The 22,431-nt window shown below is 74.7% G+C and carries 16 protein-coding genes and 1 tRNA gene; 5 read left to right on the forward strand and 12 right to left on the reverse strand.

Annotated features, from left to right (window positions below; genetic code table 11):
- Nucleotides 1–2 precede the first annotated feature (2 nt).
- The 4 genes from O2W14_RS06315 to O2W14_RS06330 form a co-directional block, all read right to left on the reverse strand.
- Nucleotides 3–1,097: a bifunctional RNase H/acid phosphatase gene (locus O2W14_RS06315; protein WP_269175228.1), complete on the reverse strand. Its 1,095-nt coding sequence runs from the start codon at nt 1,095–1,097 to the stop codon at nt 3–5.
- Nucleotides 1,094–1,834, reverse strand: a complete 741-nt coding sequence (locus tag O2W14_RS06320; RefSeq protein ID WP_269175229.1) for a zinc ribbon domain-containing protein — start codon at nt 1,832–1,834, stop codon at nt 1,094–1,096. Before O2W14_RS06320 ends, O2W14_RS06315 begins: the two co-directional genes overlap by 4 nt.
- A gap of 198 nt (nt 1,835–2,032) precedes the next feature.
- Nucleotides 2,033–3,670 (reverse strand): L-dopachrome tautomerase-related protein, encoded by a 1,638-nt coding sequence (locus O2W14_RS06325; protein ID WP_269175230.1) that lies wholly within the window; start codon nt 3,668–3,670, stop codon nt 2,033–2,035.
- Nucleotides 3,671–3,843: 173 nt separating this feature from the next.
- Entirely contained in the window at nt 3,844–7,578 is a 3,735-nt protein-coding gene (locus O2W14_RS06330) for an ABC transporter ATP-binding protein (protein WP_269175231.1), read from the reverse strand.
- 83 nt (nt 7,579–7,661) lie between these two features.
- Here O2W14_RS06330 and O2W14_RS06335 point away from each other — a divergent pair, with 83 nt between their 5' ends.
- Nucleotides 7,662–9,620: an FUSC family protein gene (locus tag O2W14_RS06335; protein WP_269175232.1), complete on the forward strand. Its 1,959-nt coding sequence runs from the start codon at nt 7,662–7,664 to the stop codon at nt 9,618–9,620.
- A 4-nt stretch (nt 9,621–9,624) separates the two neighbouring features.
- Here O2W14_RS06335 and O2W14_RS06340 read toward each other — a convergent pair whose 3' ends face one another.
- The gene (locus O2W14_RS06340; protein ID WP_269175233.1) at nt 9,625–10,020 is read right to left on the reverse strand and encodes a rhodanese-like domain-containing protein; all 396 of its coding nucleotides are present in this window, start codon (nt 10,018–10,020) and stop codon (nt 9,625–9,627) included.
- Nucleotides 10,021–10,326: 306 nt separating this feature from the next.
- Between O2W14_RS06340 and O2W14_RS06345 the strand changes: the two genes are divergently transcribed.
- Complete coding sequence (locus O2W14_RS06345; RefSeq protein ID WP_269175234.1) at nt 10,327–11,007, forward strand: SPFH domain-containing protein; 681 nt, start codon at nt 10,327–10,329, stop codon at nt 11,005–11,007.
- 43 nt (nt 11,008–11,050) lie between these two features.
- Here O2W14_RS06345 and O2W14_RS06350 read toward each other — a convergent pair whose 3' ends face one another.
- The 4 genes from O2W14_RS06350 to O2W14_RS06365 form a co-directional block, all read right to left on the reverse strand.
- On the reverse strand, nt 11,051–13,606 hold the full coding sequence (locus tag O2W14_RS06350; RefSeq protein ID WP_269175235.1) for a putative bifunctional diguanylate cyclase/phosphodiesterase: 2,556 nt from the start codon (nt 13,604–13,606) through the stop codon (nt 11,051–11,053).
- A 162-nt stretch (nt 13,607–13,768) separates the two neighbouring features.
- Nucleotides 13,769–13,840: transfer RNA gene (locus O2W14_RS06355), tRNA-Val, on the reverse strand.
- A 62-nt stretch (nt 13,841–13,902) separates the two neighbouring features.
- Nucleotides 13,903–14,370, reverse strand: coding sequence for a peroxiredoxin (locus tag O2W14_RS06360; RefSeq protein WP_269175236.1), 468 nt, complete (start codon nt 14,368–14,370; stop codon nt 13,903–13,905).
- Between the two features lie 137 nt (nt 14,371–14,507).
- Nucleotides 14,508–14,933: a DUF3052 domain-containing protein gene (locus tag O2W14_RS06365; protein ID WP_269175237.1), complete on the reverse strand. Its 426-nt coding sequence runs from the start codon at nt 14,931–14,933 to the stop codon at nt 14,508–14,510.
- Nucleotides 14,934–15,255: 322 nt separating this feature from the next.
- On the opposite strand from O2W14_RS06365, the gene aceE reads away from it, so the two are divergent.
- Nucleotides 15,256–18,066 (forward strand): pyruvate dehydrogenase (acetyl-transferring), homodimeric type, encoded by a 2,811-nt coding sequence (aceE, locus tag O2W14_RS06370; RefSeq protein ID WP_269175238.1) that lies wholly within the window; start codon nt 15,256–15,258, stop codon nt 18,064–18,066.
- Between the two features lie 196 nt (nt 18,067–18,262).
- The gene (locus O2W14_RS06375) at nt 18,263–19,276 is read left to right on the forward strand and encodes a type IV toxin-antitoxin system AbiEi family antitoxin domain-containing protein (RefSeq protein ID WP_269175239.1); all 1,014 of its coding nucleotides are present in this window, start codon (nt 18,263–18,265) and stop codon (nt 19,274–19,276) included.
- 111 nt (nt 19,277–19,387) lie between these two features.
- On the opposite strand, the gene O2W14_RS06380 is transcribed toward O2W14_RS06375, so the two are convergent.
- Entirely contained in the window at nt 19,388–20,602 is a 1,215-nt protein-coding gene (locus tag O2W14_RS06380; protein ID WP_269175240.1) for a M20 metallopeptidase family protein, read from the reverse strand.
- A 54-nt stretch (nt 20,603–20,656) separates the two neighbouring features.
- Here O2W14_RS06380 and O2W14_RS06385 point away from each other — a divergent pair, with 54 nt between their 5' ends.
- On the forward strand, nt 20,657–21,256 hold the full coding sequence (locus O2W14_RS06385) for a maleylpyruvate isomerase N-terminal domain-containing protein (protein WP_269175241.1): 600 nt from the start codon (nt 20,657–20,659) through the stop codon (nt 21,254–21,256).
- On the opposite strand, the gene O2W14_RS06390 is transcribed toward O2W14_RS06385, so the two are convergent.
- Together O2W14_RS06390 and O2W14_RS06395 are read right to left on the reverse strand one after the other, a co-directional pair.
- Nucleotides 21,245–21,763 carry a pirin family protein gene (locus O2W14_RS06390; RefSeq protein ID WP_269175242.1) on the reverse strand — a complete coding sequence of 173 codons (519 nt, stop codon included), beginning with the start codon at nt 21,761–21,763 and terminating at the stop codon, nt 21,245–21,247. The two genes, O2W14_RS06385 and O2W14_RS06390, sit on opposite strands and share 12 nt — an antisense overlap.
- Entirely contained in the window at nt 21,760–22,407 is a 648-nt protein-coding gene (locus tag O2W14_RS06395) for a phosphatase PAP2 family protein (RefSeq protein ID WP_269175243.1), read from the reverse strand. The genes O2W14_RS06390 and O2W14_RS06395 overlap by 4 nt, the downstream gene beginning before the upstream one ends.
- Nucleotides 22,408–22,431: the final 24 nt, after the last annotated feature.

Genomic DNA, 22,431 nt, shown 5'->3' on the forward strand with positions numbered 1-22,431 from the left:
CCTCAGCCGAGGTGCGACGTGTCGTTCACGAGGCGGACGCTGGTGCGGCCGTCGGAGGACCAGGTGACCGTCGACAGCGAGGCTGCCTCCAGGAACACCCGGTGGACGACGTCGTCGCCGACCCCGAGCCCGGCGGCCAGCAGCAGCTTGATCGGCATCATGTGGCTGACCAGGAGCACCGTCGTGCCGGCGTGCCGCTCCAGCACCCGGGCGCGGGCCCGGGCGACCCGGGTGGACACGTCGAGGACCGACTCACCGCTGGGCGGCCGGACGTCGAGCGCCCCGGACCAGCGGCGGAAGGCCAGCGGGCTCTTCGACTGCGCCTCGTCGGCGGTCAGCCCCTCCCACGCACCGAAGTCCATCTCGCGCAGGTCGCCGTCGACCTCGACCGGGACGCCGAGCACCTCCGCAGCGGCCTCGGCGGTCTGCCGGGTGCGCTGCAGCGGGGAGCAGACGATGACGTCGATGCCGCGGCCGGCCAGGTGCCGGGCGGCCGCGGCGGCCTCCGCCCGTCCCAGCTCCGACAGCGGCAGGTCGCTGCTGCCGGAGAACCGGCGCTCGGGAGTGTGCTCGGTGCGCCCGTGCCGCAGCAGGTGGGTGACCGTGGTGACCACCGGGGCCGGCTCGGTGACCGGCTGCAGGTCGTCCTCGACCACGACCGGCTCGGTGGCCACGTCCCGGCGCACCGGCTTGCCGTCCATCGCCGAGTTGGCCAGCGCGTCGGCGGCACCGTTCTGCGCGCGCGGCACCCAGGTGTAGCGCACCGAGCCCAGCTGCCGGGCGATGTCACGGGCCTGCACGGCCAGCTGCTTCATGTCCGGGTGCTTGATCTGCCAGCGGCCCGACATCTGCTCCACGACGAGCTTGGAGTCCATCCGCACCTCGACCTCGGCGGTCGGGTCCAGGTCCAGCACGGCCTGCAGCCCGGCGACCAGCCCGCCGTACTCGGCGACGTTGTTGGTCGCCCGGCCCACGGACTCCGCCCGCTCGGCCAGCACCCGCCCGGTGTCGGCGTCCCGCACGAGCGCCCCGTAGCCGGCCGGCCCGGGGTTGCCCCGCGATCCGCCGTCGGCCTCGACGATGAGCCGGCGGCTCACAGCCCGGACTCGGCCGTGCGCACCAGGACCCGGTTGCAGTTCTCGCAGCGCAGCACGGTGTGCGGGTCGGCGTTGCGGTAGGAGGCCAGCTCGGTGCCGTAGAACTCGATCCGGCAGCCCTGGCAGCGGCGGGCCTTGAGCTCGGCGGCGCCGGTGCTGCCGGTCTGGGCGGCGACCCGGTCGTAGACCTTGAGCAGGTCGGCGGGGACCGTGGCGGCGATCTGGTCGCGCTTCGCCTGGTGCTGCTCGATGCCCTCGGCGATGACGGCGAACGCCGCGTCGCGGGCCTGCTCGGCGCGCTCCTGGTCGCCCTGCGCGCCGGCGAGCCCGGCCTGCGCCTCGGCCAGTGTGGTGTCGGCGGCCTCGCGGCGCTCCATCAGCTCGAGCACCTGGTCCTCCAGGTCGCCCTGCCGGCGGGCGAGGGACTCCAGCTCGTGCTGCAGGCCGGTGATCTCCTTCGGCGTCGCCCCGCCGGAGTCGATCCGCTGCTGGTCGCGGGCCGCGCGCTGGCGCACCGTGTCGACGTCGCCCTCCAGCCGCTTCTGCTCACGGTCCAGGTCACGGACGACGGTCTCGGCCCGGACGACGTCGTCGGACAGGGTCCGCTGCGCCTGGACGGCGGCCTCGACGGCGGCGAGCTCGGGAAGGGTGCGCTTGCGGTGGGTGAGCTGCGCGAGCGCGACGTCCTCCGCAGCGAGGGCCAGCAGCTTCTGCTGGTCGAAGTGGTCAGCCTGCACGTGGCCAACCTACCCGCGCCGCGACCGGCCGTGGACCACGCCGGGACGGCGCCCCCGCACCGAGCATCGGCCCCGACCCGGCACCTGGCGGGGTCCGGCCACCGCACCGACCGGTGGGCCGTGTCGCGCCACGGCCCACCGGTCGGCGGGGCGGCTGCACCCCGGCCGCTCCACCGCCGAGCGGCCGGGGCCCGGGGGTCAGCGGGTCAGGCGCACCGGGCCGGCGTCGATCGGCGTCCGGAGCAGGAGGTAGGGGTACACCCGCTCGTCGACCCCGCCGGCGTAGCGGGCCTGCCGGTGCAGCTGGTTGGCCGTCACGTAGAGGTGCCCGTCGGCGGCCACCGACATGGTGTCGGGCCACAGCAGCCGCTCGTCGTGCACGACGGTCTCGATCGCACCGTCGGGACGGCGGACGACGATCGCGTTCTGCTCCCCCGCGGTGGCGTAGAGGTTGCCGGCGTCGTCGGTCTCCAGGCCGTCGCCGGCGCTGCCCTTGTCGCCCTCGTCGACGACGGTGGCCGCGACCGCGTCGTCGTCCAGGCTGCGGTCGACCAGGGCGTCGGTGGCGACGCTGTACCAGTGCCGGGCGGCCAGCGGGCAGTACCAGAGGCGGGCGCCGTCGGCGGAGATGGCGATGCCGTCGGAGCCCATGGCCACCGGCTGCGGCTCGGCGTCCGGGCTCTCCTGGGTGAGGAACGGCCGGCCCTCGACCATCAGCAGCAGGTCCGGCGGGACGACGGCCTTGGTGGAGGCGTGGTCGCGCAGCCGGCGCCAGGAGTCCCCGGTGGCCAGGTCGACGACGATGATCCCGTTCTCGCCGGAGTCCGCGGAGTCGGTGATGTAGGCGACGCCGACCTCGCCGCGGGAGAGGTCGAACCGGACGTCGTTGAGGTAGGTCGTCTCCAGCGCGACCTCCCGCGGGAAGACGATCGTCTGCACCACCGTGTCGGTGGTCAGGTCGATGCAGACCAGCTTCGGCCCACCCACCTGCGTGGGCTGGAACAGCGGGGAGCCGGTGTCGAGGACCCACAGCCGGTCGGCCGGGTCGACGACGATGCTCTGCACGCTGACGAACGCGGTCTCGTCGTCGTCCCCGCTGGGCGAGTTGAGCGCCTGGTCGGGGTAGGCCACGGCCACCCCGTCCCGGATCTCGGCGACGGTGAACTCCACGTCGTCGCCCCACTTGGGGTAGTTCACGAAGACGCGCCCGGTGTGCGAGACCGAGACGCCGGTCGGCATCGGGCCGGACGTGAAGGCGTGCACCACCTCCAGCTCGCCGTAGGGGCGGTCGGTCTGCACGTCAGCTGACTGCGTCATGACCTCGCCCGTACCCGCGCGCGCTCCCGTGACCCGTCGCGTCATCGCCACCCGAGGGCCGTGCCGGTCCAGGCCGAGCTCACCCTCCCGCCGCCGCAGCGCCTGCAGGGCCGCGGTCGGCTCGATGACCTCCCAGCCGTGCCGGGCGTAGAACGGGGCGTTCCACGGGACGTCGGCGTAGGTGAGCAGGGTGACGCGGTCGGCACCGTGCCCCCGCGCCACCTCGACGGCCGCGGCCAGCAGCGCCCCGCCGATGCCGCGCCGGCTGTGCGCGGGGTGCACCGACAGCTGCTCCAGGTGCACCGCGCCGTCCAGCAGCTCGAGGACGGCGAAGCCCTGCACCGGCTCGCCGACCACCAGCACCCGCCAGGACCGCGCCCGCTCCGCCGCGGTGGCCGGGGCCGGCAGGTCGGTGATCCCCAGCGGCACGAACAGCTCGTCGGCCGCCGCCTCGACGTCCGGCAGCTGCGCCAGGTCGTCGTCCCCGGCGTCCCGCACCTCGTGGCGACTGGTCGACATGTCGGCACCCTGACACGTCGGCCAACCGACTCCCGAGAGGGCCGTGCTCGCGGACATGGCCCTCGGGGACCCACCCGAGTGGGCAGTTGCGGTCGTCGACACGTGGGGGGGCACCGCTCCGGACGGCACCCACTGCCCTCTCGGCCCCGCCTCAGCGGCAGCGGGGTCCTGCCTCAGTCCATCAGCGGGTCGGCGTCCTCGTCCTCGGTGTAGGCGGCCCACAGGGCGGCGTAGGCGCCGCCGCGGGCGAGCAGGTCGTCGTGCGTGCCGACCTCCACCACCCGGCCGCCGTCCATGACCGCGACCCGGTCCGCGCGGGCGGCGGTGGTGAGCCGGTGGGCGACGACCAGCGTCGTGCGCCGGCGGGCGACCGCGTCGGCGGCGCGGGTGACCGCGGCCTCGGTGGCCAGGTCCAGCGAGGCCGTCGCCTCGTCGAACAGCAGGACGTCGGGGTCGACCAGCTCGGCGCGGGCCAGCGCGAGCAGCTGGCGCTGGCCGGCCGACAGCGACCGGCCGCGCTCCCCCACCCGGGTGCGGTAGCCCTGCGGCAGCGCGGCCACCATCTCGTGCGCGCCGACCGCTCGGGCCGCGGCCTCCACCTCGGCGTCGGAGGCCTCCGGCCGGCCGTAGGCGATCGCGTCGCGCACCGAGCCGGAGAACAGGAACGCCTCCTGCGGGACGACGCCGAGCCGGCCGCGGTAGGCCAGCAGGTCCAGTGACCGCAGGTCCGCGCCGTCCACGCACACCGCACCCGACGTCGGGTCGTAGAAGCGGGCGACCAGCTTGACCACCGTGGACTTGCCCGCGCCGGTCTCGCCCACGAGCGCCAGCGTCTCCCCCGGTGCGACGGTCAGCGAGACGTCGCGCAGCGCGGGGGCGGGCGCACCGGCGTAGGCGAACGTGACGTCGGAGAGCTGCACCTCCCCACGCAGCCGGCCCACCGGGCGGGGGGCGACGGCGGCCGGGGTGGACGTCGGCAGCCGCAGCAGGTCCCGCAGCCGCCGCAGCCCGACCGCGGCCTGCTGGTAGCTGTCGAACACCTGCGACAGCTGCTGGACCGGGGAGAAGAACGTGTCGACGTAGAGCACGAAGGCGATCAGCACACCGGCGGTGATCGCCCCGTCGGACAGCCGGGCCGCACCGACCGCGAGCACCGCGGCGGCCGCGACCTCGGAGAGGAACTCGACGAACGGGAAGTAGATCGAGATGTAGCGCTGCGCCCGCAGCCGCACGTCCCGGTAGGCCTTGGCGTACCCGCGGAAGACGGCGGTGGAGTGCTCGGTGCGGTCGAACGCCTGGGTGACCCGCACCCCGGCGACGTCCTCCTGCAGCCGGGCGTTGACCGCGCTGACCCGCTCGCGGGCCTCGGTGTAGGCCGGCACCGACCGCGACCGGAACCAGACCGTGGTCACCACCAGCACCGGCAGCGTGGCCAGCAGCACCAGCGCCAGCTCGACGTCGAAGAGGAACAGCGCGACCAGCACCCCGACCAGGGTCAGCACGCTGATCACCGCGGTGGTCAGCCCGGTCTGCAGGAACGCCGACAGCGCGTCGACGTCCGTCGTCATCCGGGTCATGATCCGGCCGCCGAGCTCGCGCTCGTAGTAGTCCAGCCCCAGCCGCTGGAGCTGGGCGAAGGTCTTGACCCGCAGCGTGTAGAGCAGCCGCTCGCCGGTGCGCCCGGTCAGCCGGGCCGCCCCGCGGGCGACGAACAGGTCGACCACCACGACGGTGAACGCGATCGCGGCGACGCCCAGCAGCAGGGACGTCGACCGGGCGGCGATGCCGTTGTCGACGCCCTCGCGCACCAGCGCGGGGATGGCCAGCTGCGCGGCGGTGTCGACGGCCACCAGCACGAGCGCCGCGACCAGCGCCCAGCGGAACGGGCGGATCAGCCGCCACAGCGTGAAGTCGGTGTCGGCGGCCCGGGCGCGCTCGGAGGGCACGTCGGGCCGGTCGTCGGCGGGCGGCAGCCTCTCGACCAACGCGGTGAGCGCCGCCGTGGGTGCCGCGGCCGCCATCGCCGAGCCGCGACCGCCGATCGAGGCGGCCGCCTCCCGCACCGGGGCGGCCTCGACCGGGGTGGGCTCGGGCCAGGCGGCGGCGGTGACGCCGTCGGCCGGGGCCGCGTCGAGCTCGGGCACGTCGCCGGTGCCCGACAGCAGCAGCCGGAACAGCGGCGAGCGGACCTCGAGCTCGGCCGCCGTCCCGACGTCGACGACCCGGCCGTCGTCGAGGACGGCGACCCGGTCGGCCAGCGCCAGCGTCGACCGGCGGTGCGCCACCAGCAGCGTCGTCCGGCCGTGGACGGCGGTGCGCAGCGCGGTGTGGATGCGGGCCTCGACCGCGGCGTCGACGGCGGAGGTCGCGTCGTCGAGCACCAGCACCCGGGGGTCGGTGAGCAAGGCCCGGGCCAGCGCGACCCGCTGCCGCTGCCCGCCGGACAGCGTCAGGCCCTGCTCCCCGACGACGGTGTCGTAACCGTCGGGCAGGTCGGAGATGAAGCCGTCGGCCTGCGCGGCCCGGGCGGCGGCGCGCACCTCGGCGTCGGAGGCGTCGGGCCGGCCGAAGGCGATGTTGGACCGCACCGTGTCGGAGAACAGGAAGCTGTCCTCGAACACCACGCCCAGCGCCGAGCGCAGCGACCCGGTGTCCAGGTCGCGGACGTCGACCCCGCCGACCCGCAGCGCGCCGGCGGAGACGTCGTAGAAGCGCGGCAGCAGCGACACGACGGTGGACTTGCCCGACCCCGAGGAGCCGACCAGGGCGAGGGTCTCCCCCGGCTCGACCCGCAGCGAGACGCCGCGCAGCACCGGCCGGTCGGGCGTGTGGCCGAAGGTGACGTCATCGAGCTCGACGGTCAGCGGGCCGGCCGGCAGCCGCTGGTCACCGGAGACCAGGGTGGGCCGGGCGTCGATGACCTCCAGCACCCGCTCGACCCCGGCGCGGGCCTGCTGGCCGATGGTGAGCACGGCGGCGAGCTGCCGCACCGGCGACACCAGCGCAGCCAGGTAGGTGGCGAAGGCCAGGAAGGTGCCGAGTGAGATCGACCCGCGCAGCGCCAGCCACCCGCCCAGGGCCAGCACGCCGACCTGCCCGAGCGCCGGGACCGCCTGCAGCAGCGGGTTGTAGCGGGCGGTGAACCGGACGACGCGCATCCGGGCGCCGAAGAGCGTGCGGGCGCCGTCGTCGATCCGGTCGAGCTCGCGGTCCTCCTGGCCGAAGCCCTTGACCACCCGGACGCCGGTGACGGCGGCCTCCACGTCACCGGCCACCTCCCCGGCCTGCTGCTGGGCGGCCCAGTTGGCCGGGAACAGGTCGCGCCTGGACCGCAACGCCAGCCACCACAGCGCCGGCCCGACCGCCAGCGCCACGACGGTGAGCAGCGGGGACAGCCAGGCCATCACGCCCAGGGAGACCACGAACAGCAGCGCGTTGCCGGTCAGGTTGGGCAGGAACGCCAGCAGCCCCTGCACCAGGGTGATGTCGCTGATCGAGCGGCTGACCGCCTGCCCGGTCTGCAGCCGGTCCTGACCCGGGCCGTCGAGCCGGGACAGCGCGGCGTGGACGTCGTTGCGCAGGTCGTACTGCACGTCCAGCGACAGCCGCCCGGCCAGGTACCGGCGCACGAACCCGGCGCCGAAGCGCAGCAGCCCGGCGAGCACCAGCGCGACGACGAAGGGCGTGACGTCGGCGTCGCCGGCGACCACCCGGTCGACGACGGCGCGGGTCAGCAGCGGGGCGACCGCGGCGATCACCGAACCGACCAGCGCGGCGGTGAACGCCCCGACCAGGTCGCCCCGGTGCCGCAGGCAGTAGCCGACGAGGCGCTTCAGCCAGCCGCCCTCGGGCACCGGGGCCTCGTCGCGGGAGCGGGTGCTGGGGGCGCGCTGGGCAGTGGCCGTCACGAAGCGGCGAGGGTGAGCGGCACGACGTCCAGTGTGCGACTCCCCCGGCGGCCGCGCCGCCGACGGGGTGGGAGGGTGGCGCGGTGGCGGACAGGGGGTTGCACGCACCGGCCTGGCTGGAGGAGCTGGTGCGCACCAGCCGGCCGCCGGTGCCCTGGCGCGACGTCGTGCGGTTCGCCGTCGTCGTCCCCGCCCCGCTGGCCGTGGCGCTGGCCGTCGGCGGGGTCGAGGGCCCGGCGCTGGGTGCCGGCGTCTTCGCCACGATGGGCTCGCTGGCCGCGACGCTGGCGCCGCAGTCCGGGCCGCTGCGGGTGCGGCTGCGCCGGGTGGCGGCGGCCTCGCTGATGGGCGGCACCGGGCTGGTGGTCGGCCAGGCGCTCACCGGCGGCGGCTGGGTGCCGATCGTGCTGATGGCGCTGGTGTCCGCGGTCGCGGCGCTGCTCAGCTCGATCAGCGCGGCGTACTCCCTGGGCGCGCTGCAACTGCTGGTCTACACCGCGGTGTCCTCCGGGCTGTCCACGCCGCTGCCGGCCGTCGCCGAGGTCGGCTTCTTCCTGGCCGGTGCCGCGCTGGCCACCCTGGCGGTGGTGCTGCAGGCCCGGGTCGAACCGGTCGACCCCGACCGGGACGCCGTCGGCACGGTGTTCCGCCGGGTCGCCGAGCTGCTCGAGGCCATCGGCACCGACCGCACCGAGGACGCCCGCCGCGCGCTGACCCTGGCGCTCAACGACGGCTACGACCGGGTGATCCACACCCGCAGCCGCTCGGCCGGGCGCAACCGCGAGCTCGCCGGGCTGGCCGGGGTGCTCAATGCCGCCGCACCGCTGGTCGAGGGCGCCGTGGCCAGCGCCCGGGCCGGGGTGCCCGCCGACTCCCGGGACGTCGGCGCCGCGCACGCGCTGGCCACCGCCGTCACCGACCGCCGGCCGCTGCTGGGCGAGCGCCCGCCCCGGGTGGAGGACGCCCCGGCGCAGCAGCGCGCGGTGCGGCACGGCCTGCGGCTGGTCTGGAACGTCGTCGGCGACCCCGAGGAGCGCGCCTCGGCCGCCGTCGTCCGCCCCCGGCCGGACCTGCGGGTGCGGCTGCACGACCTCGCCGACCGCACCGTGGGCAACGCCGACTCCCGCGCCTTCGTCGTCCGGCTGACGCTGTGCATGACCGTGGCCGAGGTGGCCCGCCAGCTGCTGCCGATCGACCGGCCGTACTGGGTCCTGCTCACCGTCGCCATCGTGCTCAAGCCCGACTTCGGCTCGGTGTTCACCCGGGCGGTGCAACGCGGCGCCGGCACGCTGTTGGGGGTGCTGCTCGGCTCGCTGCTGCTGACGGTCGTCTCCCGCGACGCCTGGGTGCTGGTCCCGCTGGCGCTGGCCGCCGGCGCGCTGCCCTGGGCCCGCGCCGGCAACTTCGGGCTGTTCTCGGTCTTCCAGACCCCGCTGATCATCCTGCTGATCGACCTGGCCTCCCCCAGCGGTGACGGCGTCGTCGGTGCTCGGCTGGTCGACACCCTGATCGGCTGCGGCATCGTGCTGCTGTTCGGCTACCTGCTGTGGCCGCAGACCTGGCGCGCCCCGCTGGACGACGCCCTGAGCGCCGCCGCCCTGGCGCTGGACCGCTTCGTCGACGCCGCCTTCACCGCGAGCCCGGAGGAGACCAGGCGCGCGCGGCGGGCCAACTACCGCGCGCTCACCGAGCTGCAGACCCAACTGCAGCGACGGCTGGCCGAACCACCGCCGATCAGCACGCGGGCCGCCGCCTGGTACCCGGTGATCGTGCAGCTGGAGCGGACGGCGGACGCGGTCACCGAGGCGGTCATCGCGATGCGCACCGGGGCGCCGGCGCCCGAGCCCGGCCAGGTCGCGGTGCTGCGCAAGGCGGTGCGGGAGCTGGAGGCCGACCTGCGCGACCACCGGGTGCCCGACGACGCCGAGATCGACGCAGCCGGGGTGCTCGCCCCGGTCGCCCGCGAGGTCGACGCCGCCCGGCGGCTGGTCCGGGAGACCACGCCGGGACGGCGGGCGGGCGTCCGCGGCGCCGACGACTGAGCGCTCACTCCCGGACGTCGGCCGGGCCGGAGGCCATCGGCAACCCCGCGGCGGTCCACGCCTCGACACCACCGGCCAGGTCGGTCGCGCGCGGCAGCCCCACGGCCCGCAGCGAGGCGGCCGCCAGGCTGGAGCTGTAGCCGTGCCGGCAGACCACGACCACCTCCAGGTCGGGACCGGTCGCCTCCGGGATGCGCCACGGCGAGGTCGGGTCCAGCCGCCACTCCAGCACCGTGCGGTCGATGACCAGCGCGCCGGGGAACTCGCCCTGGACCCGGCGGTGGGACTCGGTGCGGGTGTCGACGACCAGCGCCCCCCGGGCCACCGCGGCCACCAGCTCCTGCGGCGTCAGCCGGTGCACCCCGGCCCGGCTGGCGGCCAGCACGTCGTCGATGCCCATGCCCAGCAGCCTGCCCGACGGGAAAAGCGCTGGTCGAGCCGGGCGGGCCGCCGTAGCGTCCTCCCTCGCCCGGGGTCAGCAGCCACGGCGGCATCGCCGTCGCAGGTCCTGCGGATCGGCTCCGGGCAGGCCATGTCAGGGCAGACGTCCACGGAACGTCCGGGGTTCAACTCCCTCAGGCCGTCCGGCGCGCGGTCATCCCGGCGCGGTCGGTCTGCGGCACCCCGGTGCCCCCCGTCCCGCGCCCGGCCGCGCGCCGGCCGGTTCCCCCGACGGGCAGTCGAGCGAGCAGTGAGGAGCACGGACGTGCGGATCGTCGTCGAGCAGTGGGAGCGGGTCCTGGGCTACCGGGACGGCCGCTTCGTCGAGGTGCTCGAGCCCGGCCGGCACCGGCGGGCGCGGCGGCGTCAGCGCTTCGTGCGGGTCGCCGTCCGGCCGCGGCTGCTCACCGTCCCCGGTCAGGAGGTGCTCACCGCCGACGGGCTGACGGTCAAGGTGAGCCTGCTGGCGACCTGCCGGACCAGTGACCCGCGGCGCTGGCACGAGGCCGTCGAGGACGCCGACGGGTTCGTCTACGCCGCCCTGCAGGTCGCGCTGCGCGAGGAGGTCGCCACCCGCACCCTCGACGAGCTGCTCACCGCCCGCGAGGCGCTGCCCGGCGCCCTCCAGGCGGCGGCGGCCCAGCGCGCGGAGGCGGTCGGCGTCACGGTCGAGGACGTCGCGGTGCGGGACGTGATGGTCCCGGCCGAGCTGCGGCGGGCCGCGGCCGGTGTCGCGACCGCCCGGGCCGAGGGGCTGGCCGCGCTGGAGCGGGCACGGTCGGAGGTCGCGGCCACCCGGGCCCTGGCCAACGCGGCGCGGATGGTCGCCGAGCAGCCGGGGCTGCTGCAGCTGCGGACCCTCCAGGCGGTCGAGGCCGGCGGCGCCACCGTCGTCCTCACCACCGGGCCCACCGGCACCGACGTCGGCGTCCCCCCGGTCCCGTGAACCCGGGCGGCGGCGTCCCCTCGGGGGGACGTCGCCGTCCGGGTCAGGCGACGGGGGCGTGGGCCCCGTCGCGGAAGGACGAGACGGCGGCGGCCGGGAGCGGGCGGGACAGCAGGTAGCCCTGCACCAGGTCGCAGGCGTCGGCGCGCAGCAGCTCCAGCTGGTCGACCTCCTCCACGCCCTCGGCGACGACGGTCAGCCCGAAGGTGTGCGCCGCCCGGATGATCAGCGCCACGAGCTCGCGGTTGCCCGCCTCGGCCGAGGCGATGAAGCTGCGGTCGATCTTGAGGGTGTCCACCGGCATCGAGCGCAGCTGGCCGATCGAGGTGAAGCCGGTGCCGAAGTCGTCGATGGCGATGCTCACCCCGTGCGACCGCAGGACGGCGAGGTTGCTGATCGCCGCGGGGTCGTCGACCAGCACGGTCTCGGTCACCTCGACGATCAGCAGCTCGGCCGGGAACCCGGAGGCGGCCAGCGCGGCCAGGACGTCGTCGACGACGCCGGCCTCGGCCAGGTGCCGGCCGGAGATGTTCACCGCGAGGGTCCGGTCGGCGGCGGTCGGGTCCTCCGCCCGCCACTGCGCCAGCTGGCGGGTGGCCTCGTTGAGCACCCACCGGTCGAGCTCGCAGATCAGCCGGGTGGCCTCGGCGGTGGGGATGAAGGAGTCCGGCGGGACCATCCCGTGGCCGGGGCGGTTCCAGCGGATCAGCGCCTCGTAACCGGTCAGCCGGCTCGTCGCGACGTCGAGCACCGGCTGGTAGTGCAGCTGCATCTCACCGTTGCGCAGTGCGGACGTGATCGCGGACTCCAGCTCGGCCCGGGCCGACAGCTCGGCGCGCAGCGCCTCGTCGAACACCTCGGCCCGGCCGCGGCCGTGCCCCTTGGCCCGGTAGGCCGCGGCGTCGGCCTCGGCGAAGAGCAGGTCGGCGTCGGTGCCGGCGTCGCGGGCGACCGCCACCCCGACGCTGGCACCGATCCACACCTGGTCGGCGCCGACGTCGATCGCCCGGGCGGTGACCGCGACGATCCGCTCGGCCAGCTCGACCAGGTCCCGCTCCTCGGCCACCTGCTCGACGAGGACGACGAACTCGTCACCGCCCAGGCGGCAGACGACGTCCCCGGAGCGCACCGTGGCCAGCAGCCGGCGGGCCACCTCCTGGAGCACGGCGTCCCCGTGGGCGTGGCCGAAGCCGTCGTTGACGGACTTGAAGCCGTCGAGGTCGACGAACAGCAGCCCGGTCATCCCCCCGGACCGCTGGGCGCGGTGCAGCGCCGAGTTGACCAGCACGCGTGCCTGGGCCCGGTTGGACAGCCCGGTCAGCGGGTCGTGCGTGGCCTGGTGGGTCAGCGCGAACTGCAGGCGCTCGCGCTCCCGCACCGACTCGACGATCTGCTGCACGGAGGCGTGCACCACCTCCCCGAGCGGACCGGGGAGCGGCTCCTCGAGGACGGGGCTGGTCAGATCGCCCCCGGCCACGGCGGCCGACTGCGCCTGGATGCGGCGCAGGCTGGCGACGGCGGAGCCCAGCGCGGTCGACACGGTGCGCACCTCACGGGGCCCACCGCCCTCGACCTCGACCAGCTCGCCGCGGCTGACCCGGTCGGCCTGCCCGGCCAGCACCCGGAGCGACCGGGAGATGCTGCGGCCGAGCAGGGCCGCACCGAGCGTCGCGGCCAGCAGCACGCCGAGTGCGGCCAGCAACGTGCGGTCCCGGCGACCGTCGGCGGCGTCGTGGTCGGCCGCCGCGGCGGCCTGGGCGCTGCCGACCGCGGTCTGCAGCAGCCCGGCGAGCGCAGCGTCCCGGTCGGTGTTCCGGCTGACCAGCGCGGCCACCTGCAGGATCGAGATGGGGGCGGCCGCGGCGTCGTCGGCCTGTGCAGCGAGGACGTCGTCGACCGCGGTCAGCGCCTCGGAGGTGCGGACGTCGTCCCAGGCCGACACCAGCGCCGGCTGCGCGAGCTCGTCCATCTGGGCGCGCGCGTCGGTGTAGCTGCGCCAGGTGGCGCGCCAGTCCAGGTCCGGGCCCTCGGTGCCGGAGACGGTGGTCTGGGTGCTGAGGAACAGCGGGATCGCGCGGCTGGCCGTGCGGGCCAGCCGGGCGACGAGCTCCACGTCGCGGGTCGCGCGGTCGGTCCCGGCCGACACGTCGTGCGCGCCGGCCGCCGACGCGGCGTCCCGCTGGGCCGCCATCAGCATGTCGGACACGGCGAGGTACCGCGTGTAGGTGTCCATCGGGGAGGCCTGCTGGTCCGACGCACCGGACCGCACGGCGGCGAGCTCCACCGCGGCCCGCTCGGCCACCTCGGCGCCCACCGACCCGGCCGGCACCGACGCGATCGCCGCATCGGTGACCTGCTGCGCCTGGGTGAGCGCCCCCTGCGCGTCAGCCAGCTGCGCCCGGACCAGGAACGTCGGCAGGCCGGTGAGGGCCACCGCCGCCGGGTCGCGCAGGACCGCGATCGACAGCACCGGGATGATCTCGTGCTCGACGCTGCTGCGGGCGGCCTCCAGCTGCGCCACCGCGCTCACCGCGGCCTCCGCGCCGGTCGCCGCATCCGCCTCGGCCACAGCGCCGCGGACCAGGACGGTGGTCAGCACAGCGACCCCAACGGTCGGGACGAGGACGAGCGCGGAGAGGTGGGCCCACAGCGGGGTGCCGCGGCCTGCCGTGCGGGACGCCGATCGAAGTCGCATGCCCTCCCATCGGCGCCCCGACACACGCCGTTGAGCGCCCCGCCCGAAGGGGTGAGGCGTCCGGGGTGGGCGCGGAGGGGTTCGAACCCCCGACCACTCGCTTGTAAGGCGAGCGCTCTACCGCTGAGCTACGCGCCCTCAGGCCCCGCTGCGAGATCCCGCCCCGAGCTCGCGAGGGGTGGGGGCAGCGGGGACCTTCCTCAGGCTGCTGCGGGCAGGGCCGCGACGGCGTCCTTCCAGCCGGACTGCGCGCGGGGGTCACCGGGCTGGTTGACCTCGGCGAAGGCGACCATGCCCTCGGCGTCGACCAGGAAGGTGCCGCGCAGCGCCATGCCGGCCTTGTCGTTGAAGACGCCGTAGGCGCGGGCGGTGTCCCCGTGCGGCCAGAAGTCCGACAGCAGCGGGAACCCGTAGCCCTCCTTCTCGCGGAAGGCCTTGAGGCTGAAGGTCGGGTCGGTGGAGATCGCGACCACCTGGACCCCGGCCTCGGTGTAGCCGGCCAGCTCGTCGCGCAGCTGGCACAGCTCGCCGGTGCAGATGCCGGAGAAGGCGAAGGGGTAGAAGACGACGAGCACCGGCCGGCCCCGCAGGTCGGCGAGGGACACGACCTGCTTGTCCTGGTCGGGGAGGCTGAACTCGGGGGCGACGTCACCGACGGAGAGGCTCATGCCCTCATCGTGCCGCACCCGGTCGGCCCCCTCACAAGGGCCCGCGCCATCGGCCCCGTCGCAGGGGCCCGCCGTCGGCCCCCTCGCAGGGCCCCGCCGCGAGCGGAGCGAGTGGTGGGGGGCGAGGGGGTCCTTGCTCAGCGACGGGAGCGGGCGGCCTTCGGGGTGACGAGGCGGATGCCCGACCAGTCCTTGGCCGCGGAGATGCTGGAGGTCTGCTGCAGCCCGGCGGTGGGGGCGGCCTCGGTGACGTCACCGGGCTCGACGTGGCCGGGGCGCCCGGACTTGGGGACCAGCAGCCACACGACGCCGTCCTCGGCGAGGGAGGCGATCGCGTCGACGAGGGCGTCGATCAGGTCGCCGTCGTCCTCGCGCCACCACAGCAGGACGGCGTCGGCCACCTCGTCGGAGTCCTCGTCGACCATGTCCCCGCCGGAGAGCTCGACGACGGAGTCACGCAGCTCCTCGTCGACGTCCTCGTCCCAGCCGAGCTCCTGCACGACCATGCCCGGCTTGATCCCCAGCCGGGCAGCCATGCTGGTGCTGCCCGAGTCGACGCTCATCCCTGCGGTTCCTCCGTGTGTTCGGCGACCCGGTCTGCTCCGGGCGTCTCGTTCGTCGTGCGGTGCCCCGGCGCGGTGTGCGCGGGGCGGGTGTCCTGCAGGGATGGTGCCCTGTCCTGGGCCGACCCGCCTGGGCGGGACCCCCGGTGGACCTCGTCGGGCCACCGTTGCAGCGGAGCGTAGGGCATCGGCGGCGCGGCGCAAGGTCTCCACCCGGATGCGGGGTCCGGAGGGGGCCGCCGAGGGGTGTTCGCGGACCTTCCTGAGGGTCCGATCGCGAGGCAACGTGACGTGCACCGCCCCGACAGGAGACGATGGGCACATGAGTGCCACGCAGCAGTCGGACGGAGACCCCGCCCGCATCACCGGCAGCCCCCGCGCGGTCATCACCGACGGGCGGCCGAGCCAGCTCCCCGACACCGACCCGGACGAGACCCAGGAGTGGCTGGAGTCCCTCGACGCGGTCGTCGACAACGCCGGTCGCAACCGCGCCCGCTACCTGATGCTCCGCATGCTGGAGCGCAGCCGCGAGCAGCAGGTCGGCGTCCCGGCGCTGCGGAGCACCGACTACATCAACACGATCGCCCCGGAGCAGGAGCCCTGGTTCCCCGGCGACGAGGACGTCGAGCGCCGGATCCGCGCCTACATCCGGTGGAACGCCGCGATCATGGTCCACCGCGCCCAGCGGCCGGGCATCTCCGTCGGCGGCCACATCTCCTCCTACGCCTCCTCGGCGTCGCTGTACGAGGTGGGCTTCAACCACTTCTTCCGCGGCAAGGACCACCCGGGCGGCGGCGACCAGATCTACTTCCAGGGCCACTCCTCCCCCGGCATCTACGCCCGCGGCTACCTCGAGGGCCGGCTCGACGAGCACCAGCTCGACGGCTTCCGCCAGGAGGTCAGCCACACCGGCGGTGGGCTCTCGTCCTACCCGCACCCGCGGCTGATGCCCGGCTTCTGGGAGTTCCCCACCGTCTCCATGGGCCTCGGCCCGATGAACGCGATCTACCAGGCGCGGTTCAACCGCTACCTGCACGACCGCGGCATCGCCGACACCTCCGACCAGCACGTCTGGGCGTTCCTCGGCGACGGCGAGATGGACGAGGTCGAGTCGATCGGCCCCATCGGTCTGGCCGCCCGCGAGGAGCTGGACAACCTCACGTTCGTCGTCAACTGCAACCTGCAGCGCCTCGACGGCCCGGTCCGCGGCAACGGCAAGGTCATCCAGGAGCTGGAGTCGATCTTCCGGGGTGCGGGCTGGAACGTCATCAAGGTCGTGTGGGGCCGGGGCTGGGACAAGCTCCTCGCCGCCGACCGCGACGGCGCGCTGGTGAACCTGATGAACAGCACGCCGGACGGCGACTACCAGACCTACAAGGCCGAGGACGGCGCCTACGTCCGCGAGCACTTCTTCGGTCGCGACCCCCGCACCCGCAAGCTGGTCGAGGGCCTGTCGGACAAGGAGGTCTGGGACCTGCAGCGCGGCGGTCACGACTACCGCAAGGTCTACGCCGCCTACAAGGCCGCGATGGAGCACAAGGGCCAGCCCACGGTCATCCTCGCCAAGACCATCAAGGGCTGGACGCTGGGCAGCCACTTCGAGGGCCGCAACTCCACGCACCAGATGAAGAAGCTGACGGCCGAGGACCTGGCCAACTTCCGCGACCGGCTGCACCTGCCGATCCCGGACGAGGCACTCGACAAGACCCTGCCGCCCTACTACAAGCCCGCCGCGGACTCCGACGAGATGCAGTACATGCTCGAGCGGCGTCAGGCGCTGGGTGGGTCGATCCCCCGCCGCCGGCACACCGCCGCGCAGCTCAAGGCCCCCGACGACAAGGCCTTCGAGGTCGTCCGCCGGGGCTCGGGCAAGCAGGAGGTCGCCACCACCATGGCGTTCGTCCGGCTGCTCAAGGAGCTCATCAAGGACCCCGAGCTCGGCCCGCGCTTCGTACCGGTGATCCCCGACGAGGCCCGCACCTTCGGCCTGGACTCGCTGTTCCCGACGAAGAAGATCTACAACCCGCACGGCCAGAACTACACCTCGGTCGACCGCGAGCTGATGCTGGCCTACAAGGAGTCCACGACCGGGCAGATCCTGCACGAGGGGATCAACGAGGCCGGCTCCTCGGCGTCGTTCATCGCGGCCGGCACGTCGTACGCGACGCACGGCGAGGCCATGATCCCGATCTACATCTTCTACTCGATGTTCGGGTTCCAGCGCACCGCCGACGAGTTCTGGGCGGCCGCCGACCAGATGACCCGCGGCTTCCTGCTGGGCGCCACCGCAGGCCGGACGACGCTCAACGGCGAGGGGCTGCAGCACGAGGACGGTCACTCGCTGCTGCTGGCCGAGACCAACCCCGCCGTCGTGTCCTACGACCCCGCGTTCTCCTACGAGGTCGGGCACATCGTCAAGGACGCCCTCCGCCGGATGTACGGCGAGGACCCGGGCGCGCCGCTGGGCGGCGACCGCGACCCGAACGTCATGTACTACCTGACGATCTACAACGAGCCCTACGTGCAGCCGGCCGAGCCCGCGGACCTGGACGTCACGGGCCTGCTGGCCGGGATCTACCGCTACGCCGAGGGCCCGGCCGACAAGGGCACCAAGGCGCAGGTCCTGGCCTCCGGCGTCGCCGTGCCGTGGGCGCTGCGGGCCCAGGAGCTGCTGGCCGAGGACTGGGGCGTGTCCGCCGACGTGTGGTCGGTGACGTCCTGGAACGAGCTGCGCCGCGAGGCCCTGGCCGCGGAGGAGTGGAACCTGCTCCACCCGGCCGAGGAGCCGAAGGTCCCCTTCGTCACGCAGAAGCTGGCCGACGCCCCCGGCCCGGTCGTGGCGGTGTCGGACTGGATGAAGGCGGTCCCGGACCTGCTGTCGCCGTTCATGCCGAACGGGATGGTCTCGCTGGGCACCGACGGGTTCGGTCTGTCCGACACCCGCCCGGCGCTGCGGCGGCACTTCCGGGTCGACGCCGAGTCGATCGTCGTCCGCACGCTGGCCTCGCTGGCCAACCGCGGCGAGATCGAGCGCGACGTCGTCCGCCAGGCGGTCGAGAAGTACAAGATCGGCGACGTCCAGGCCGCTCCGGAGGACACCAGCACCACCCCCGAGCAGCAGCCCGAGGCGTGACCCCCTCGGTCGGTCACCTGATCGCCGTCGTCCCGACGGTGATCAGGTGACCTGATCACCGTCTGTCCCCCCTCACCAGCATTGGTGAGGGGGGACAGTTGTTGGTGAGGCAGGACGGCGGTCCCCAGGCCCGGGCGTCGTCCACAGATCGGCCGGTGGCGTCCCTGTCACCTCGGGGACGACAGACCGTGTCGGCGTGCACCCGCTGCTGGACGACGCGATGAGACGCCACGCCGGCGTCTTCACCACCTCCGAGGCGCTGGCGGCCGGTGTCGACCGCAACGCCATCGCCCCGCTCGTGCGTGCCGGCACCTGGCGACGGCTCCGGTACGGGATCTACACGACAGGCGAAGTGTGGCGACGACACGAGGTGGAAGGCCGCACGCACCGGCTGGACTGCGCCGCCGCACTGCGGCGGCTCGGCGCTCCGGGGGCGACGGTCAGCCACACGTCGGCCGCACGACTGCACGGGCTGGTCGTCCCGAGGTCCCTCGACCACGGGGTACGACTGACCGGCCCGGAGCAGTGGCGCACCGGCCGCGGGTACCGGATCAGCGCAGCCTCGCTGCCACCGGCGGACGTCGTGGTGCACGAAGGACTGCCGATCACCGCCGTCACCCGAACACTCGCCGACGTGGGCCGGGAATGGTCGTTCACCGACACGGTGGTCGCCGTGGACGACTCACTGGCCGACGGCCGGACGACACTTCCGCAGCTGCAAGCCGCCGCGCTGGCCCAGACGCACTGGGTCGGCTGCGGCGACTCGGCACGTGCCTTCGGTGCGGCCCGGACCGGCGCGCACTCACCGCACGAGACCAGGACGCGGCTGGCACTACTGGCCGCCGGGTTGCCCGAGCCGTTGCTGCAGCAAGCCGTCCTGCTCGATGGCCGACTCGTCGCCGTCCTGGACATGTACTGGCCTGAAGCGGGCGTGTTCGTGGAGTGCGACGGGATGGTCAAGTACGCCGATCCGTGGCGCGGGCGCACCCCGGCCAAGGTCTTGTGGGCGGAGAAGCGCCGCCAAGACCACCTGCTGGACCTCGACCTGCACGGTGTGCGGGTCGCTCCGGACGACCTGCGCACGGACTGGCAGGCGAAGGTCGAGCGCCTCGGGACGCTGCTCGCGCGAGGCCGTGGGCACTCCCCGCGCTACCGGACGACGGCGTGGAACGGCGGACTGCGCACGCCGCACCGGGCCGCCACCGCCTGACGCCGTCCGACCTCACCAACGTCTGTCCTACCGCAGCAACGCTGGTGAGGGAGGACAGACGGTGATCAGGTCACCTGATCACCGTCTGTCCAGCCGAGCAGCTGCAGACCGTCAGCCGGCGAGGGCCTGGACCGCCATGAGGGCGTACATCGCGACGCCGGCGGGGAACGCCGACTCGTCGAACACCACCAGGTTCGAGTGGTTGCCGGGCGCGGTGGCCGGGTCCAGCTCCGGCAGCCGGGCGCCGAGGAAGGCCATCGCGCCGGGCACCTGCTCGAGCACGTAGGAGAAGTCCTCCGCGCCCATGAGCGGCTGCGGCATGACCGTGCTCGCCTCCTCGCCCAGCAGGACGGCGGCGGCCTCGGTGACCTGCGCGGCGACGGCGGCGTCGTTGACGGTCACCGGGTAGCCCTCGACCCGCACGAACTCCCCGCGCAGCTCGTGGGCGGCGGCGACGTGCTCACCGACCCGCTGGACCGACGCCACCATGTCGGCCCGCCGCTCCGGCGACAGGGTGCGGATGGTGCCGTGCACCAGCGCGGTCTCCGGGATGATGTTGTCGGTCCGGCCGGCCTCCAGGTGCCCCACGGTGACCACGGCGGGGTCGAAGACGTCGACGCGGCGGGTGACCATCGACTGCAGCGCCAGGATGATCTCCGCGGCCACCGGCACCGGGTCGGCGGACATGTGCGGGGTCGAGGCGTGCCCGCCGCGGCCGTGCACGGTGATCGTGAACTGGTCGGCCGAGGCCATCATCGAGCCGGGCCGCACGTTGATCGTGCCGGTCGGGAACGCAGTGGAGATGTGCAGCGCGAACGCACCGCTGACCGGGGCGTCCGGGACGACGTCGAGCAGCCCCTCGTCGAGCATGAACCGGGCGCCGTGGTGGCCCTCCTCCCCCGGCTGGAACATGAACACGACCTGCCCGGCGAGGGTGTCGCGGCGCTCGGCGAGCAGCCGGGCCGCACCGACGAGCATCGCGACGTGGGTGTCGTGGCCGCAGGCGTGCATGACGCCGGGGTTCTCGGAGGCGAAGTCCAGGCCGGTGTCCTCGGCCACGGGCAGGGCGTCCATGTCCCCGCGCAGGAGGTAGGTGGGCCCGGGACGGCCACCGCGCAGCACGCCGACCACCGAGGTGGTGCTTGTGCCGGTGGTGACCTCGATCGGCAGGTCGGCCAGCGCCTCCACGACGAGCGCCTGGGTGCGCGGCAGCTGCAGTCCGATCTCGGGCGTGCGGTGCAGGGCGCGGCGGAGCTCGACCGTGCGGTCGGCGTCGGCGCGGGCGGCGGCGAGCAGGTCAGCGGCAACGGATGCGTCGGCAGGCATGCGCCCAGTCTGTAGCAACGCTCACGACCACGGGAACCCGCTAGCGTGCCGCGCATGTCCTGGGACGACAGCCGCCGATCGTCCACCGAGGCCGCGCACTGGTTCCTGTCCACGGTCGACCGGGTGGGCGACCGGTGGACGGCGCCCGGCCTCGGCGAGTGGGACGTGCGCGCCCTCGTCGGCCACACCAGCCGGTCCTTCCTCACGGTGGAGAGCTACCTCGCCCGGCCCGCCGCCACCGTCGAGGTGGGCTCGCCGGCGGACTACTACGCGGCCACCCGGGCGATCGCGTCCTCCCCGGACGTCGCCGCGCGCGGACGGGACGCCGGCGCCGCGCTGGGTGCCACTCCTGCCGCCGCCCTGCACGAGATCGCCGCGCGGGTGCTCACCCTGGTCGGCACCTGCGACGGGACCGAGCTCCTGACGACGATCGCCGGCGGCATGCGGCTGGCCGACTACCTGCCGACCCGGACGTTCGAGCTGGTGGTGCACGGCCTCGACCTCGCCCGGGCACTCGGTGAGCCGCTCGACGTGCCCGCGCTGCCGGCCGCCGAGGCGCTGTCCCTGGTGGCCGGGCTCGCAGTCACCAGCGGGCAGGCCGGAGCGCTCCTGCTGGCCGCGACCGGCCGGACGACGGGGTTCTCAGTCCTCTGACGCCCACGCCGGCCGCGCGGCGTCCAGCTGCCAGACCAGCACCCGGTCGCCGTCGCCGGGCTCCGGGCCCACGAGCACCTCGTCACCGCGGACGACCACCTGCAGCCCGTCCGGCACGCCGGGCCCGGCGATCCCGACCCACAGCCGGGCATCGGGGCGGCCCAGGTCGACCCAGCCGCTGGGCCGCAGCAGGACGTCGTGTGCCGGCTGCGCACCCGGGGCGGCCGCCCGCAGGTACGTCTGGACGACGTGCGCCCCGCCGGCGCCGGCCACCTCGTCGTGCTCCAGCCCGCGCCCGGCCCGCAGCACCGCGACGTCCCCGGGCCCCAGCACCGCCTCCCGCCCCCAGGCGTGGCGCAGTGAGCCGGTCAGGAGCACCGCGACCACGTCGACGTCGGCGTGCGCGTGCCACCCGTAACCGGCGTCGGCACCCAGCCGGTCGTCGGCCATCCGCAGCAGCGGGCCCAGCGACCCGTCGTCCGGCTCCAGCAGCACCCGTGAGCTCATCGGGTCAGCCTGCCCGGCAGCGCGCGGGCCGCAACCGCGACCAGCAGCGACCAGGCCACCCCCAGCGCCCAGCCGCCGAGGACGTCGGACAGGAAGTGCACGCCCAGCCACATCCGGGTGCACCCCACGAGCAGCGCGAGCAGCACCCCGGCGACCGCCGCCCGGCGGCGTCCGGCCGGTGACAGCAGCGGCCAGGCGACCACCAGCGCGACGGTGACCAGCGTGGCCACGCCCGAGGCGTGCCCGCTGGGGAAGCTCAGCGAGTCCAGTTCCGCACCGCCCTGGGCGAACTGCGGGCGCGGCCGCCCGACCAGCTCCTTGAGCAGCGTGGTCAGCGGCCCCACCAGCACGGTGGCGGCCAGCACCCAGCCGGCGGTCCGGTACGCGCGCCGCCGCACCAGCCAGACCAGCGCCGCCAGGACGACGACCGCCCGGAACGCCGAGGAGCCGGGCGCGGTGGCCACCTGCAGCGCCGCCTCGTGCAGCCCGGACCGGTCGTCGCCGGCGTACAGGGCCTCGCTGACCGCCCGGTCCACCCGCAGCACCGGCCCGGCCCCGGCCCTGACGGCCCAGCCGAGCAGCGCGAGCACCGTGAGGCAGAGGGCGACGACCGCCGTCGGCCGACCCGGACGGGCGGTGTGCACGCGCTCCACGATCCCCGACGACCC

This window comes from Modestobacter sp. VKM Ac-2986, from assembly GCF_026967795.1.
Lineage (GTDB): Bacteria > Actinomycetota > Actinomycetes > Mycobacteriales > Geodermatophilaceae > Modestobacter.

What these genes read in the sequence shown, in the direction of transcription:
- O2W14_RS06360 (WP_269175236.1), bottom strand. Translation starts at nt 14,370, where the DNA reads ATGAGCCTCTCCGTCGGTGACGTCGCCCCCGAGTTCAGCCTCCCCGAC.
- O2W14_RS06365 (WP_269175237.1), bottom strand. Translation starts at nt 14,933, where the DNA reads ATGAGCGTCGACTCGGGCAGCACCAGCATGGCTGCCCGGCTGGGGATC.
- O2W14_RS06380 (WP_269175240.1), bottom strand. Translation starts at nt 20,602, where the DNA reads ATGCCTGCCGACGCATCCGTTGCCGCTGACCTGCTCGCCGCCGCCCGC.
- O2W14_RS06340 (WP_269175233.1), bottom strand. Translation starts at nt 10,020, where the DNA reads ATGGGCATCGACGACGTGCTGGCCGCCAGCCGGGCCGGGGTGCACCGG.
- O2W14_RS06325 (WP_269175230.1), bottom strand. Translation starts at nt 3,670, where the DNA reads ATGTCGACCAGTCGCCACGAGGTGCGGGACGCCGGGGACGACGACCTG.
- aceE (WP_269175238.1), top strand. Translation starts at nt 15,256, where the DNA reads ATGAGTGCCACGCAGCAGTCGGACGGAGACCCCGCCCGCATCACCGGC.
- O2W14_RS06390 (WP_269175242.1), bottom strand. Translation starts at nt 21,763, where the DNA reads ATGAGCTCACGGGTGCTGCTGGAGCCGGACGACGGGTCGCTGGGCCCG.
- O2W14_RS06385 (WP_269175241.1), top strand. Translation starts at nt 20,657, where the DNA reads ATGTCCTGGGACGACAGCCGCCGATCGTCCACCGAGGCCGCGCACTGG.